The sequence below is a fragment of the Peribacillus simplex genome, from assembly GCF_001542915.1.
Lineage (GTDB): Bacteria > Bacillota > Bacilli > Bacillales > DSM-1321 > Peribacillus > Peribacillus simplex_B.
The window spans coordinates 53,032-68,125 of record NZ_LNNH01000025.1 but is presented as its reverse complement, the minus strand read 5'-3'; the positions used below and the strand labels follow the sequence as shown (position 1 = coordinate 68,125).

The following is a 15,094-nucleotide window of genomic DNA, read 5'->3' as shown; positions in this document are numbered from 1 at the left end:
AGGTGGTGAGAATTTGAAATGGCCTAATAAATTGAAAATGGCTCTAAAAGGTGCAGCAGCTGGTTGGAAAGGGGCAGGATATGATTTTTCATCCTGGTTTGGACGTAAATTCTGGGGCATAGACAACAGTAAATTAGCTTCAAATGAAACAATTTTCAGCGTCGTGAGCAGATTGGCTAATACTCTTTCATCATTGCCCTTGAAGCTATATAAGGACTACGACACCCTTACAAACAATGTGGCTGACATGATCATAAACAGTCCCAATCAAAACATGACTGGCTTTGATTGGATTAACAAAATGGAAGTTTCGAGAAATGAAACAGGTAACGGATATTCAGCAATTATCAGAGATATCCGAATGCAACCCGAAGCGTTAATACCGATTGATTCAAGCTATGTGACCCCATTCCTCAATACAGATGACAATAGTTTATGGTATGAGGTTCGTGGTGTTAATGGCACGTACTATATTCATAATATGAATATTCTCCATGTTAAACATATTACTGGAGTTTCAAGGTGGCAAGGTATCAGTCCAATAGATGTTCTTAAAAATACATTGGAATACGATAAATCCGTTCAAGAATTTAGCCTGTCTGAAATGCAGAAAAAAGAAAGTTTTATTTTAGAGTATGGGGCTAATGTTGACTTTGATAAACGACAACGTATTATCGATGACTTTAAACGGTTTTATCAAGAAAATGGCGGGATCCTTTTTCAAGAACCAGGTGTTTCCGTTAAAGACATGGAACGTAAATATTTTGCTGCTGACACATTGGCATCTGAAAAAGTTACTCGTTCTCGTGTTGCCAATGTATTTAATGTACCGACATCATTCTTGAATGATATCGAGGGTCTGAATTTTTCTTCAAATGAACAGATGATGATTCAATTTGTGCAGATGACTCTTACTCCTATAGTTAGACAATATGAACAGGAATTTAATAGAAAGTTACTTAATGTAGCGGAAAGAAAGAGCGGATTGTACTTTAAATTCACGCTCGGCGGATTGCTTCGTGGTGACACAGCAGCTAGGACCCAGCTATATCAGGTAATGCTGAGAAGTGGCGGAATGAAGCCGGATGAAGTAAGGCGGCTTGAAGATTACCCACCAATTGGCGGAAAAGCTGATGAACTTTGGATTTCTGGAGACATGTATCCGTTAGAAATGGACCCAAGTCAACGAAAGGGGGTGAAGACAAGTGGAAAAGAAGCTGAATAAATATTGGGAAATGAAAGCATCAGCAGACGAAAAGTCAGCTGATCTTTTTATTTATGGAGCAATTATTAGTGGTTATAAGTGGAATGACGCAGATGTAACGCTCTCGGAATTCAAAGAATCGTTAGAAGCATTACCTATGACTGTAAAAACACTTAACATGTACGTCAATTCCCCAGGTGGTTCTGTTTTTACAACAATAGCAATGATGAACCAGCTCGAGAGAATGAAAAGCAGAATGGTTTTAAATGCATATGTGGATGGGATTGCTGCTAGTGCTGCTTCCATATTAATCATGAAGGCTGACAATATTTATATGTACGAAAATACATTTTTAATGATCCATAAACCTATGATCTCACTTTGGGGTGCGAATGCGGTCGATTGCAGAGAACAGGCTGATTGGTTAGACAAAACGGAAGCAAAAACATGCATTCCTGCTTATTTATCAAAGGGAACCGACACGTTAACTGATGAAAAAGTAAAAGAATTGCTTAATGGAAAAGATAATTGGCTGGATGCAAATGAAGCTGCTGAGTTTTTTGATATCACTGTTTTAGAAGAAACGAAGGATGCCATTGCATGTGCCGATATTGAATTATTAAATCGTTATAAAGATGTTCCTGGTGAATTATTTATAGTTGAACAAAAGAATACAATTTCAGCTGAAGAAATGACATATAGAAAACAAATTGTAGAACAATCAGTAGCTAATCAAGCTTATTTAACAACAATTTTAGGGGGACTTTAGAATGAAAAATGTGAAAAACGCAAACTTACAAATGAATTGGTTTAAACCGGTAACAAGTCTATTAAAACTTGACCTTCAGCACTTCGGCGGCAGCACTCTTTTTGAGCTAAAACAAAACATGGCTACTCTTGGGCAACAACTCCAAAAATATGAAGGAGAACTTTCTCAAAAGGCGATTGACCCAACTGCTACCTTGGAGGATATTAAAGCCCTCCAAAAATCAAAAGAGGACATTAAAGCTCGTTTTGATGTAATTAAAGAGCAACACGATGTATTGGAAGCGGAGCAAAAAGCTAGATTCGCAGAAAACCAAAACATTCAAAATCTTGGAATTGCTGCAGAAAATGACCCGAAGCAAAAAGTCATTAAAGCTAAAGCTGAATTAATTCGTGCGACTATTCGTAATCAGGCTGTGTCAAAGGATGTTATGGCCGTTCTTGGTGATCGTAATAATACCGGAGGAGAGAAATTGTTACCAACAACCATGTCTGATGAAATCCTTATGGAACCATTGGTCAAAAATCCATTACGTAACATTTCCACTTTCACAAATTTAATGAACCTTGAAGTGCCTAAAATCTCGTTTACTTTAGATGACGATGATTTCATCGCGGATACAGAAACTGCAAAAGAATTAAAGGTCACTGGTGATGTAGTTAAATTCACTCGAAATAAATTCAAGGTGTTTGCTCCTGTTTCTGAGACAGTTCTCCGAGGTAGTAACGTAAATCTTGTACAAAGTGTGGAACGTGCCCTTGAGTCCGGTCTTGCTGCCAAAGAAAAGAAAATAGCTTTCGCTAAAACACCAAAAGCTGGAGAAGAGCACATGTCATTCTACCAAACTGGTGCGACAGCCATTAAAACTGTAAACGGTGCTGATATTTACGAAGCTGTTGTAAATGCTCTTGCTGATTTACATGAGGATTACCGTGAGAATGCAAAGGTTGTTATGAACTATGCAGATTATACAAAAGTGGTTAAATTCTTAAATAACGGAAATTCCACTTATTTTGCTGCTCCTCCTGAATCTATTTGGGGGAAAGGTGTTGAGTTTATTGATGCAGCCTCTGAACCGATTGTAGGAGATTTTTCATATTCTCACTTCAACTATGATTTAGATGTATTGTATGAGCGCGACAAAAATGTTCGTACAGGTATTGAAGATTTTGTTTTGACTGCCTATGTGGATCATCAAATTAAGCTTAAATCTGCATTCCGTATCGCTAAAGTTGTCCCGCAAGTTTAATAAGGAGGGCTGTATATGCCCGAATTGAGTGAAGTAAAAGAATATCTACGGATTGATGGTAATGAAGATGATGTTCTTATTAGTTTGCTAATGGAAGCCGCAAAAGAATACTTAACCAATGCAGGGGTGACAGAGCAGAACAGTGCCTTATATAAGGTGGCTGTTATGCTTTATGTTACCCTTCAATATGAAAATCGTGATCCTAGTCAAAAAATAGAGAAGTTTAATATAGCCTTTCAGTCTATTATTCTGCAATTAAAAACATACTAAGAGGTGATTATTATGAAATATGAAGTCGAATCAGCATTTATAGATAAAAATACAAAAGAAGCATACGCCGTTGGTAGCCATTTTGAGACGGATAGCGAAGATCGAGCAGAATTCCTTCAAAAGAAAGGGTTTCTTGGGAGTGAAATTGATTCCGCCGTAGAAACAATCCTTGATAAAAAAGCAACCGACATTATAAAGGAAATTTCCACAGAGACTTCAAAAGAAGAGCTGGAGTCTTTACTTAATCAGGAAGTTTCAGGGAAAAATCGTGTAACTGTTAAAGAACACATTGAAAAACTTTTAAATGGTGAGGACCATGAATCCAGCGAAGCTTGATTGCCGCATTGAAATCGGCCAAAACAAGTCGATTAAAAATCCAGAAACCAAACTGAATGAAATGGTATGGGTTCCCTTTCACAGTTGCTGGGCGGAGCGTTATGAACCCACAGGACGTGCATTATTTGAGGCTGCTGTATCTCATTTGGAAAATGAAGTGTTTTTTAATATCCGACCTAAAGATGGAATAACACCAGGGATGCTTTTGAAATACAAAGGCGAAGAATACACAATTGGTCCTGTGCGATATGGAACACGTAAGAAAAACCTGACCTCATTACAATGTAGGAGGGTTGATTAGTGGTTAAAACTTCTCTAGAAGTCGATGGAATGGAAGAAATCCGGAAAAGAATCATTGAATTGGGCCGTAAAGGGTCAAGGATTCAAAATGCTGCCATAAAGCAAGGCGGCAAGATTCTCGCAGATACAATGTATAAAGAAGTATCTATTTCGGACATTAACCATACTCATATTAGGGATGACATTGTGGTAAGTGAAGTTAAGCGAATTAAAGGGATTCCTCACGTTCAAGTTGGACCGAGTAAGGAAACAGCATGGCGAGCCCATTTCCTTGAATTCGGTACGATTTATATGCCACCTGATCCATTTATGCTTCGTTCTGTACGATTATCAAAAGATAATGTACAAGCAAAACTAAAAAGTGAGCTTAAAAAGGGGCTGGGACTATGATTGATATGGAGGTTCCAGTCATTTCAGTTTTAGAAAATGGTTTATTAGATTCGGTCGGGAATAAAGTTTTTCGTTGGTTTGTACCGAAAGAGAATTCCAATGATTACCCTTATATTCGTGTCGCAGAACTGGATAATACTGATGAAGATTACCGGGATAACAAAGCTGTAGCTTCGGACATTGCCATTCAAGTTGACCTATGGACTAAAGGTGACCCAGACATATTACAAAACAGAATAGATCAAATAATGAAGACACTCCAATTCAAACGAATAGGGGTGACTTCTTTTTATGAAGAAAACACTGGTGCGATGAGAAAAGCACTGCGGTATACATCAAAAGTGAGATTAGAGGAGGAATAAATACATGGCGATTGTAGGTTTACGTAATCTTGTGTATGCACCATTATTAACTGATCCTTCAGAAGGAAAAGCAACATACGGTGCTGTAAAACCATTTGCACCAGCCATAACAGCTGGAGTAGAAACGGCACAAGAATCTGCAACTCAATACGCAGATAATGGTCCAATTGATGTTATGACCCAAATTGGCGAAACAACATTGAGTTTGACTGTGGATGAAATTCCAATGGAAGTATTGGCTGAGATTCTTGGTCAGGAAATTAAAAAAGGAGTCATTGCATATAAACAAAGCGCTGTTGGTCCTTATCTTGCTTTAGGGTTTGCCGGCAATAAGTCAGATGGGAATGAACGTGTTGTTTGGCTAACAAAAGGCCGTTTTTCTATCCCTTCTGATGAGTGGAATACAAAAACTGACTCACCAGAATTCCAAAACCAAGAAATCGAGGGTACATTTATCCGTCGTGATGCAGATGAGGTATTTAAAATTGTTGGAGACACTGCTGTTGCAGAGTTCGCTCCTTATCGAGAAGAATTTTTTGAAGAAGTTTTTGATTATACAAAATTAGATACACCAATCGTGTAATGGTAAGCACTACTTCGGTAGTGCTTTATTTTTGTTTATTAGGAGGAGAAGAATGATATGGAAATCACTTTGATGATAGAAGGACAAGAAAAAACATTCACGCAATCATTTGTATCAGCAAAATATTACCGTAAGTCATTAAAGTTGCTTAAAAATTTAGAAGAGGGTGAATCAGATCAGGAAGCAACTTTGACCGAGCAGTATGAACTTATTGTAGATATTTTTGAAAAACAATTTACAGCTGATCAATTAGAGAATGGATTGGATGCACGAAAAGTTGATGAGGTTCTTTGGGACATTATTCGAAAAGATATCTTAGGTTGGAAGCCTTATTCAAAAATGAAACAAGATATGGAACAGGCGGAAAATAGTTTTTTAGCGGAAGCCCTAGAGAACCTAGGGAAAGCCAAATAAAACAAATTTATAACGATTTACTTAATACTTATGATCACCTTGTAAACAAAAGAGGGTGGCCGTTAAAAGATGTGGATGACATGGATATTCACTTTTATTATGAACTGTTAAATCACTCATTAACAAAGATTAAGGACAGTGGACCTGCCAAAAGAAAAAGAAATAGGTTCAAAGATCAAAAAGTGGTTCCTATTGACGCCGTATTCTAGGAGGTGGAAGTATGGCTGAAGAGATTGGCTCCATGATTGTTCGTGTCGGTCTGGATGGAGCAAATTTTGACAAAGGACAGAAAAACCTTTTACAAAAAATGAATCTCGTAAAAAGTGAAATGAAGGCTTCCCAATCCCAGTTCGGCAAATATGGGAATTCACTTGATGCTCTAAAAAGCAAACAAGTCATATTAGGGAAGCAGTATGCATTACAAGGTCAACAGGTTCAGGCATTAAAGAAAAAGTATGATGAATTAGCGAAGGCACACGGTGCTGAAAGTGAAGCAGCTTTAAAAGCAGGATCTAACTTGAATCGGGCAACTGCTTATTATAATACCCTCGGTCGCAATTTGAATGAAACATCTAAGAAAGTTGATACATTGAATTCTAAATGGCACAAAGCAAGCCAGGGGATGTCCACCTTTTCAAACAATATGTCAAGCACAGGAAATAAAATGGGCGAGTTTGGCAGGACAATGGCTTTGTCCGTTACTGCTCCTATTGCAGGTTTGGCTACAGTAGCTGTAAAAACAGGAATGAAATTTGATAAGGAAATGAGCAAGATTCAGGCCGTTTCGGGAGCTACAGGCGATCAGTTAGGGGCAATGAGGGACCAAGCTATTAAATTAGGCGCAAGTACTACAAAGTCTGCCTCAGAGGTTGCAACGGGCATGTTAGAGATGTCCAAATCTGGTTATGATGCGAATCAGGTGATGGGAGCAATGCCGGGTATTATCGCGGCAAGTGAGGCATCTGGATCCGATATGGCTCAAACTGCTGAAGTCATGTCTTCAGCCTTAAATATTTTCAGTTTAAAGGCGGAGAAAGCATCTGAAGTAGCTGATATTTTAGCGGAAACAGCAAACGCTTCAGCCGCGGATATAACAGACATGCAATATGCGTTGAAATATGCCGGACCTCCTGCTGCAGCACTTGGTGTCAGTTTAGAAGAACTTTCTGGATCTATCGGTATAATGACGAACGCTGGTATGAAAGGTGAACAAGCCGGAACCACTTTACGTTCTGCTTTGCTTTCGCTGTTAAATCCATCAGAAGCAAACAGCAAAATGATGGATACGATGGGGATTGCTATTACAGACGCTGAAGGAAATTTCGTAGGACTTTCAAAACTTGTGGAAAACCTTTCGGATTCTATGGAGGGTCAAACAGAGACCCAGAAAGCAGCAACACTTGCAAGCCTTGTGGGAAAAGAAGCGGTATCTGGAATGCTTTCACTAATGAAAGCTGGTCCTAAAGAAATTGACAAAATGACGGAATCACTTGAAAACTCAAGTGGTGCGTCTGCTAAAGCTTCTAAAATTATGAATGATAATTTCGCTGGAGCAATGGAAGCGTTAATGGGGACGATGGAATCCATTGGTATTCAAGTTTCAGATGTATTGACCCCGAGTGTTCGAGATCTAGCTGAATGGCTAGGTAAAATGGGGGACAAATTCTCTGACTTGAGTCCAGAAGCCAAAAAGACAGTGATTATTCTTGGATTGGTTGCCGCCGGAATAGCACCTATAACACTCGGTATGGCTGCCCTGTTCAAATCCATAGGAATTGTATCGGGTGGATTGGCTACTGGCATAGGTTGGTTAGGAAAGTACCGAACTCAAACAATTCTTACGAGTTCTTCCGTAAATACACTAGGCAACTCTGCAGTTGTAGCTTCCACCAAGATGAATACAGCCAATGCCGCAATGGCGAAATCCACAAAGGGAATGGGTGCAGTACGCGGAGGAGCAACAGCTGCTGGAAGTGCCATGACTATGTTTGGCGGTAAGTGGGGAATGGTTGCAGGAATCGCGACAATGTTCCTGCCGGAAATATTAAAAGGTGGAAAAAGCCTTTTAGGGTACGGTAAAACCGCAATAACAAGCGGAGGTAGTGTTGCAAGCATGGGAGCTAAGGTTTTTGGAGCTGCAAAAACCTTTAAGAACTTGGGTTCCATGTTAGTGCTTGCAAGGGGCGGATTAGCTGCTTTTGGTGGTCCAGTTGGTTTAGCTATTACCGGCGTTACTTTACTTGCCCAAGGTGGATACAAGCTATATAAGCATCTTAAAGAAGAACAGATTCCTACGTTAACTGAGTTTGGTAAGAAGGTTTCTGATTCAACGGCTAAAGCAGTATTAGGATACAAAAAGCTGAATGACGATGCTACTGTTCAATTAAACCTCTTAGCTTATTCAGGAAAAGCAGTATCACAACAGATGGCAGATGATTTGGTAGGTACATTCAGTAAAATGGGCGGCATAATTTCAGCCAACTTAAAAAAGGATTTTGAAGACAGTACTAAACACATTCAAGGTTTATTTCAAGAAAGTAGCTGGCTTAGCAATAGTTACGAACAAGAATTGCTTGGGAAAATGGAAACAACTAACCAAGAGAAACTAGATAAAATTCAAAAGTATGAAGCGAGAGTTAAGGAAATCACGGATAGAGCTGTTGAGCAAAAACGAGAAACATCTCAATTAGAAAAGGCAGAAATTGCAGCAATCAAACAACAAATGATGGATATGGCAGTTAAAACGTTGTCTGAAGGTGAAGTAGAACAATTAGCTATCACGGAAAGATTAAGACTACAATCTGGATCTATTTCAGCAAGGACGGCTGCCAAAACTGTAGCTGAAAGTAAGAAAGCGAAAGATGGGACAATTAAAGAAGCGAATGATAAGTATAACAAAATAGTAGCTGCAGCTATTCGGGAACGTGATGAGACAGGTTCACTTTCTGCTGAAGAAGCAGATGCAATAATCAGGGAAGCAGAACGCAAAAGAGACGAGGCAGTTGGTAAAGCCAAAAGTATGCATAAGGGTGTCGTTAAAGCTTCCAAGGCACAAGCAAAAGATCATATTAGCGATGTGAATTGGGAGACAGGCGAGGTTCTTAATGGTTGGGATAAAATGGTCGGCGGAATTAAAAAAGCTGTTGATTGGATTAAGGGGATATTTGGTGGCGGCAAAACGAAAGCGACTCCAACTTTAAAACCCCATGTACCTAAGAAAAAAACTACTTCTGAATATGCAAAAGGAACCCCTTCAGGAGGGCACCCTGCTGACGGAATGGCCATTGTTTCTGAGAAAGGCCGTGAATTAATCCATGACCCTAAAGTTGGTACGTATCTTTCTGGTTCCAGCGGCCCAGAGTTAAGACACCTATCTAAAGGAACTAGCGTTTTACCAAATAAGAAAACCGAAATGCTTCTAAAAAGTCATGGGTTCAATGGATATGAAAAAGGAACCGGTGATTACTTTGATTGGATGTTCAAAGGGCCCAAACACTTTTTAGGAAAAACATTTGAAAAATTCAATTTGAAAGACTCAGTGATTCCTAGCTGGATGAACAAGTTAACCGGAAACCCAATTAGCTCCATGATGAATATGGGTTCAAATTGGATGAAAGGGCTACTGGGTCAATTCACATTTGGCGGCGGCGGTGAAGGTCCAAATATTTCAGGCGGTGCATCAGCTTGGAGAGGGCAAATCATGAAAGCGGCTGTAGCTATGAAAGAAAGCATAAATAGCTCTGAATTAAATGGTATCATCGCTCAAATTCAAAGGGAATCAGGTGGCAATCAAAAAATTACTCAAAGCTCTGCGGTACGTGATATCAACACCTTGAATGGAAATCCGGCTCGTGGGTTACTTCAGTACATTCCGCAAACGTTCCGTGCTTATTCAATGAGAGGACACAATAATATTTATTCTGGTTACGATCAACTCTTGGCTTTTTTTAATAACAGTACATGGCGAAGAGACTTACCTTATGGCAAGCGAGGATGGGGACCTAGAGGTGCAAGAAAATATGCAACAGGTGGAGAAATTAATCATCACCAATTGGCAGAGTTAGGTGAGAATGGGTGGAAAGAGTGGGTTCTTACTTCTGAACCAAAATATCGAAAAAACAACTTAGGAATGTGGGCAGAGGCAGGTCGGGCTTTGGGAGTACAGCCTCCACAAGGCAATGACAATGACAATGGTTCAATTATTTCCTTTCTAGCTGAACAAGTAAATTTATTAAGGGAAATTGTTAATAAAAACACAGATATCTATTTAGAAAAAAATCTAATAGGTACAGTATTGGATGATCGTGGAACCAAGAAATTAAGCACGAAATCCTTCAATAGGGGGATAAGGTAATGAGGTATGATTTAAAACTTGATTTCGGCGATGGGGAGCAGAGCCTTAATGATTTGCTCCCTAAAGTGCGTTTGTCATCATTTAGTCCAGAAGCTCCAATTGTGGACAGGAAAAGTTTGGCTCTTCCAGGTCGGAATGGTATTATATTGACCAACCAAAGAAAGACGGTTTACAAAGAACGAAAAATCGTCGTAAAGCTCCTTATAAACAGTAGAATTCCAGAGCAGTTCTACTTATGGAGGCATGAAGTATACAAGCTGTTGGTGCGCGATGAACCTTACTATATTTCTAATGAATTTGAGCCCTATAAACGATGGCTAGTTATCTGTGATGGTAACTTTAATATTGATAAAGACTCAAGCAAGAACTTTAAGGAATTCGATGTGGAATTCACTTGTATAACTGGGTTTGCTGAATCTAAATTTATGGCCAGTGAATTCTATAATCTCGGCGGAGAAATGTATGGTGTGGGTATGAATATTCCACAGGAAGATTTAGTATACCGTTTTAACAATAATTATAGTTTTAAAGTGTATAACGGCGGTGATGTTCGACTTTATCCCACTGAGCATGATTATAGCGTTGATTTAGTCTTGTCTGGAACGAATGTGAAAATTAAAAACAACAATACAGGTGAATACCTTACGATAAAAGGAAAATTGACTAATGCGAAAGTGATGATACTCAGACAATATGTAACCGTAAATGGAAAGATAGCCAAAACAGAAGGGCGCTTTCCGTCTTTGATCCCTGGATATAATCAAATAGTAATTACAGGTGCAAATAAAAGTAGCGTTGACTTTATCACGCGTTTTTATTTTAAGTAGGTGAATAAATGATTAAAGGGATAGATGTATCACATTGGCAAGGGACAATAAATTGGAATAGCGTAGCAAATGACGGAGTAGAATTTGCCTTCATTAAAGCGACTGAGGGCACGAGCTATTTTGATCCGGTTTGCACAACCAATGTTGCTAATGCAAAGGCTAATGGAATTAAAGTTGGGGTATATCATTTTGCCAGATTTTCCTCTAATGCAGAAGCACTGGCAGAAGCTCAATATTTCTTAAATCGGATTAACGGCTTAGAACTGGATTTACCACTAGTTCTCGATATCGAAGTTGATCAAGGTGACATTGGGAAATCTGCATTAACAGCTGCGGTTAGAACATTCTTGGACTATCTTAAATCTCAAGATAGAAAAGTAATGATATACACCTATTATTCCTTTTATACGAACGATATCAATGTAACCGGATATCCTTTATGGATAGCCAGATATGGAGTGAATTCTCCAGGTATTAATGATTGGACCATATGGCAATATACGGATAGCGGTAGTGTAAAAGGAATCAACGGAAAAGTCGATGTGAACAAAGCGGTTGACTCCTTTTTATATGGACTAACAGAGGAACCTCCAATTGATCCTGAAACACCAAATTTACAAGTTACAGGAGATACTGCGTATAGTGTCACAAAGGACGTTTTCCTTAACCAAATGTTTATTGAAAATAAACATACGGGGGAACGTGTGGAAATATTAGGTGTAGAACCTATAATCACGGATGGATTGAATGGTAAGAAGGAATTAACTTTTACTATTTCACTTACCAATGAAAATCAAATCGAATATGACATGCTGATCAATGATAACATCCTTGTAATTGATGAAAAACGATTTAAACAGCAGCGTTATATCATTTTAGATGTGGATGCAGACCATATCGATTTTTCCAAAACGATTTCAGCTCAACATACTTATGTGGCAAGGCTTGTAAACAATGATGTATCAGGAACAAAAACAGGTTCGTTAACCTTAGAAGCAGCCCTGAACCACGCCTTGAAAGGTAGTGGTTTTTCTTATGTCTTAGCAAGTGACACCAAAGGTATTAAGCCGTTAGAACAAGAGAACTTTGGTAATCAAAATTCCATATCTTTAATGGACGAGATTATAGAAGACTACAAAGTTGAGTTGGACATAAATAACACAAAAATTTACGTTTATAAAAAAATGGGCAAAAGAGTAAATTATTTGATGGACACTCGTTACAATGTATCAGGATTGAAAATTTCATCATCTACACAAAATAGCACGACAAGAGCATGGGGATATGGAAAGCAGGATGACAAAGGAAAATATCTTTTTGACCCAGTTTTATATATTCATCCTGAAGAAAAAGATTTTCTGATTGACGGGTATCCGAGATGGGCAGAACCCATTCGAGATGATAAGTATACAAAACCCTCCAGTATAAACGATGCATTGGAGAATCTTGTTAATCCATATCCGGAAATTACAGTAAATGCTGATTTGGAATTATTCTATGACCCGAAATTAGAAGAGTTAGAAGAACCATTTTTCAAGGGCGATAGTGTCGGAATGATTGCAGATAAAGGAAATGGTTCTACGTATGAAGATGAGTTGCGGATTGTTCAGTTAAGTTATAATCCACTCGATCAATATAGCAAGCCAGATTTAACCTTCTCCAATTTCAGAAAAGACATTTACGATATGCAAATAGATGACAAAGTAAGGATTAGACGGCAAGAAAAGTATTTCCGCAATATAACAGGAGGCATTAGAAACAATCTGCCTCAACAAGTAAATATGATGCTTACATTCAATGGATCTAATTGGTTCATAAATTCAAGCAATATCTCGACAGGAAGCGTGTCCGTTATAGGAGACGCTATTTTAGTGTCTACAGGTGGATTGGACATTAATGTAACAAGCGCAATAGTCAATGAAGATGTGAAATTAAAAACGGCAGGGTTTGATGCTACAACGGACTTCACATCAACCAACAATACCGTGAAGGTTAACTTGATAAAGGCTGGAGCCATTGCTTCACCGTTAGTTAATGTCCCTGCGAATAGTCAAATATCCTTGTCCGTATTTCAACAGTAAAGGAGTGACAAGATGACGATAAGATTAATTAAAACTCATGATCCCACAAAAAACGCTCGGCTTATTGCACAAATAGATGAGAATGCATCAATAACAGAGCGTGGATTAAACGATAATGAGAAAAAATTAAAAGATCATGAATCGAGTGAAACAGCTCACAGCGCAAAAGCCATCATATATGAAAATCGAAATGTTCATTCTGAGTTAACTCAGATACAGAGTCGAATAAACAATTTAATTTTGAATACATCCGGTAAAGACATTACTGAAGTGGTTGATGCAAGGGTGGATTACACAGGGAAAATATTTACTACATTGAAATCCTTATTAGATAACTATCTTCCTAAAGTAATAGCAAATGAAAAGCAGATAACTGTTCTGCTTCCATCCAAAAGCAAGATTGATCGCTTTTGGTTAGATCCATTGGATTTTGGTGCAAAAGGTGATGGTGTAACAAACGATAGCGCTGCATTTTCTCAAATTGAAGGTGGATATAATAACCAAATTGTAAACCTTAATGATAAGACTTTTGTGGTTACAGCTTTTCCGAACAATAATAAATATGCAAACGGTACATTTAAATTAGCAGATGGCAGCAAAACTTTATCTGCAGATTATTCTTTAGTAGCTCGGACAGGAAATAATTCGAGTGTCTACTTAGGGAGAGATGCAGGCAAGAATTCGCTACTGTACAACTATGAATCTGCATCATTAGGATCATACAATAATGTAGGAATTGGCTATGAAGCCCTTTTGAATAACGTCAAGGGATATAGAAATACAGCTGTCGGATATAGAGCTATGAAAAGCAACGTACAAGGCTATAACAATGTTGCAATTGGTGATTATGCTTTACATGATAATGTTGGGGTCCATACAAATAGTGACGATGATGCTGGAAGCAGAAACACAGCGGTCGGTACAAATGCAGGGAGGTACAACACCACTGGACGAAAAAACGTCTATGTTGGCCGAAACGCAGGCCATGCTAGTACTGTGGGAAGCCATAATACGGCTCTTGGGTACAATGCGTACAGCGGAACAGTGACAGAGGGTGTTGCTCACGATGTGAAAACTGCGAGTTTCAATACTCATGTTGGATATAATGCAGGATTTAATACAAATGCGGACTTCAACCAAACCTTAGGATCCTTTGCTCTTTATGAAAATGAAACAGGAAAAGCAAATGTAGCAATTGGCCATCAATCCAATAGTTCGAATGTCAATGCTAATAACAATGTTGCGATAGGTGTCGATGCCATGAGAAATCACAAAGATGATGATGGTCATGACAATACTGCGGTCGGCACACAGGCCATGCTAAACATTGTGACAGGAGCAAGTAATACGGCAGTTGGTCGTAATGCTCTATCAACAACTATTGCTGGAAATAATGCTAATAATTTTTCAGGATGCGTAGGGCTAGGAGCGAATACTCGTATTTCCGGTGATTATCAAATGCAACTAGGTAATAGTGGAGTAACTGTTTATTCCTATGGAGCCGTTCAAAATAGGTCAGATTTAAGAGATAAAGCTGATATTCAAGATACTACATTAGGGATTGAGTTTATAAATAAATTACGTCCTGTTGACTATAGGTGGGATTACCGAGATGACTATGTAGAATTTTACGAGGAAGAAGACGAATTTGGTCAACTCATTACAAAAACACGGAAACTTGAGAAGGATGGAAGCAAAAAACGTATCCGTTATCACCATGGCTTAATTGCTCAAGAAGTTCGAGCAGTTATGGATGAAATGGGAGTCGATTTTGGCGGGTATCAAGATCACAGTATTAATGGCGGGGATGATGTTTTATCAATTGGCTATGAAGAAATGGTCGCTCCTCTAATTAAAGCAAATCAAGAGATGTTCGCCATGATTCAAAATTTGCAGACTCGGTTAGGTGAATTAGAAAGCAAACAGCCACCAGAGGTACCGGTAGTTTAAAAAAGGGG

At 38.7% G+C, this 15,094-nt stretch carries 14 protein-coding genes; all 14 read left to right on the top strand.

Translation table 11 applies throughout. From position 1 onward, the window contains the following. Positions 1-37 precede the first annotated feature (37 nt). The 14 genes from AS888_RS13215 (at position 38) to AS888_RS13150 (ending at position 15,086) form a co-directional block, all read left to right on the top strand. Positions 38-1,225, top strand: a complete 1,188-nt coding sequence (locus tag AS888_RS13215; RefSeq protein WP_185113087.1) for a phage portal protein — start codon at positions 38-40, stop codon at positions 1,223-1,225. Continuing rightward, the gene (locus tag AS888_RS13210) at positions 1,206-1,973 is read left to right on the top strand and encodes a head maturation protease, ClpP-related (RefSeq protein WP_081092439.1); all 768 of its coding nucleotides are present in this window, start codon (positions 1,206-1,208) and stop codon (positions 1,971-1,973) included. Before AS888_RS13215 ends, AS888_RS13210 begins: the two co-directional genes overlap by 20 nt. Before the next feature lie 31 nt (positions 1,974-2,004). Beyond that, on the top strand, positions 2,005-3,219 hold the full coding sequence (locus AS888_RS13205; protein ID WP_061142646.1) for a phage major capsid protein: 1,215 nt from the start codon (positions 2,005-2,007) through the stop codon (positions 3,217-3,219). Between the two features lie 15 nt (positions 3,220-3,234). Then, a complete protein-coding gene (locus AS888_RS13200) occupies positions 3,235-3,489 on the top strand; it encodes a head-tail connector protein (protein WP_061142617.1) in 255 nt (84 codons plus the stop codon). 12 nt (positions 3,490-3,501) lie between these two features. Continuing rightward, a complete protein-coding gene (locus AS888_RS13195) occupies positions 3,502-3,825 on the top strand; it encodes a hypothetical protein (protein ID WP_061142616.1) in 324 nt (107 codons plus the stop codon). Beyond that, positions 3,806-4,126 carry a phage head closure protein gene (locus AS888_RS13190; protein ID WP_061142615.1) on the top strand — a complete coding sequence of 107 codons (321 nt, stop codon included), beginning with the start codon at positions 3,806-3,808 and terminating at the stop codon, positions 4,124-4,126. Before AS888_RS13195 ends, AS888_RS13190 begins: the two co-directional genes overlap by 20 nt. After that, the gene (locus AS888_RS13185; protein WP_061142614.1) at positions 4,126-4,515 is read left to right on the top strand and encodes an HK97-gp10 family putative phage morphogenesis protein; all 390 of its coding nucleotides are present in this window, start codon (positions 4,126-4,128) and stop codon (positions 4,513-4,515) included. Before AS888_RS13190 ends, AS888_RS13185 begins: the two co-directional genes overlap by 1 nt. Beyond that, positions 4,512-4,877, top strand: coding sequence for a hypothetical protein (locus AS888_RS13180; RefSeq protein WP_061142613.1), 366 nt, complete (start codon positions 4,512-4,514; stop codon positions 4,875-4,877). Before AS888_RS13185 ends, AS888_RS13180 begins: the two co-directional genes overlap by 4 nt. Before the next feature lie 4 nt (positions 4,878-4,881). Next, positions 4,882-5,460, top strand: coding sequence for a major tail protein (locus AS888_RS13175; protein ID WP_034305771.1), 579 nt, complete (start codon positions 4,882-4,884; stop codon positions 5,458-5,460). Between the two features lie 57 nt (positions 5,461-5,517). Beyond that, positions 5,518-5,874, top strand: a complete 357-nt coding sequence (gene gpG, locus AS888_RS13170; RefSeq protein WP_061142612.1) for a phage tail assembly chaperone G — start codon at positions 5,518-5,520, stop codon at positions 5,872-5,874. Between the two features lie 220 nt (positions 5,875-6,094). Beyond that, complete coding sequence (locus AS888_RS13165) at positions 6,095-10,228, top strand: phage tail tape measure protein (RefSeq protein WP_061142611.1); 4,134 nt, start codon at positions 6,095-6,097, stop codon at positions 10,226-10,228. Beyond that, positions 10,228-11,055 (top strand): phage tail family protein, encoded by an 828-nt coding sequence (locus AS888_RS13160; RefSeq protein ID WP_061142610.1) that lies wholly within the window; start codon positions 10,228-10,230, stop codon positions 11,053-11,055. Before AS888_RS13165 ends, AS888_RS13160 begins: the two co-directional genes overlap by 1 nt. Before the next feature lie 8 nt (positions 11,056-11,063). Further along, positions 11,064-13,136 carry a phage tail spike protein gene (locus AS888_RS13155; protein WP_061142609.1) on the top strand — a complete coding sequence of 691 codons (2,073 nt, stop codon included), beginning with the start codon at positions 11,064-11,066 and terminating at the stop codon, positions 13,134-13,136. Positions 13,137-13,148: 12 nt separating this feature from the next. Continuing rightward, positions 13,149-15,086: a tail fiber domain-containing protein gene (locus AS888_RS13150; protein ID WP_061142608.1), complete on the top strand. Its 1,938-nt coding sequence runs from the start codon at positions 13,149-13,151 to the stop codon at positions 15,084-15,086. Positions 15,087-15,094 lie beyond the last annotated feature (8 nt).

Coding starts and splice junctions, on each gene's coding strand:
- AS888_RS13215 (WP_185113087.1), top strand. CDS start 38: ATGGCTCTAAAAGGTGCAGCAGCTGGTTGGAAAGGGGCAGGATATGAT.
- AS888_RS13205 (WP_061142646.1), top strand. CDS start 2,005: ATGAATTGGTTTAAACCGGTAACAAGTCTATTAAAACTTGACCTTCAG.
- AS888_RS13200 (WP_061142617.1), top strand. CDS start 3,235: ATGCCCGAATTGAGTGAAGTAAAAGAATATCTACGGATTGATGGTAAT.
- AS888_RS13195 (WP_061142616.1), top strand. CDS start 3,502: ATGAAATATGAAGTCGAATCAGCATTTATAGATAAAAATACAAAAGAA.
- AS888_RS13190 (WP_061142615.1), top strand. CDS start 3,806: ATGAATCCAGCGAAGCTTGATTGCCGCATTGAAATCGGCCAAAACAAG.
- AS888_RS13180 (WP_061142613.1), top strand. CDS start 4,512: ATGATTGATATGGAGGTTCCAGTCATTTCAGTTTTAGAAAATGGTTTA.
- AS888_RS13175 (WP_034305771.1), top strand. CDS start 4,882: ATGGCGATTGTAGGTTTACGTAATCTTGTGTATGCACCATTATTAACT.
- gpG (WP_061142612.1), top strand. CDS start 5,518: ATGGAAATCACTTTGATGATAGAAGGACAAGAAAAAACATTCACGCAA.
- AS888_RS13165 (WP_061142611.1), top strand. CDS start 6,095: ATGGCTGAAGAGATTGGCTCCATGATTGTTCGTGTCGGTCTGGATGGA.
- AS888_RS13160 (WP_061142610.1), top strand. CDS start 10,228: ATGAGGTATGATTTAAAACTTGATTTCGGCGATGGGGAGCAGAGCCTT.
- AS888_RS13155 (WP_061142609.1), top strand. CDS start 11,064: ATGATTAAAGGGATAGATGTATCACATTGGCAAGGGACAATAAATTGG.
- AS888_RS13150 (WP_061142608.1), top strand. CDS start 13,149: ATGACGATAAGATTAATTAAAACTCATGATCCCACAAAAAACGCTCGG.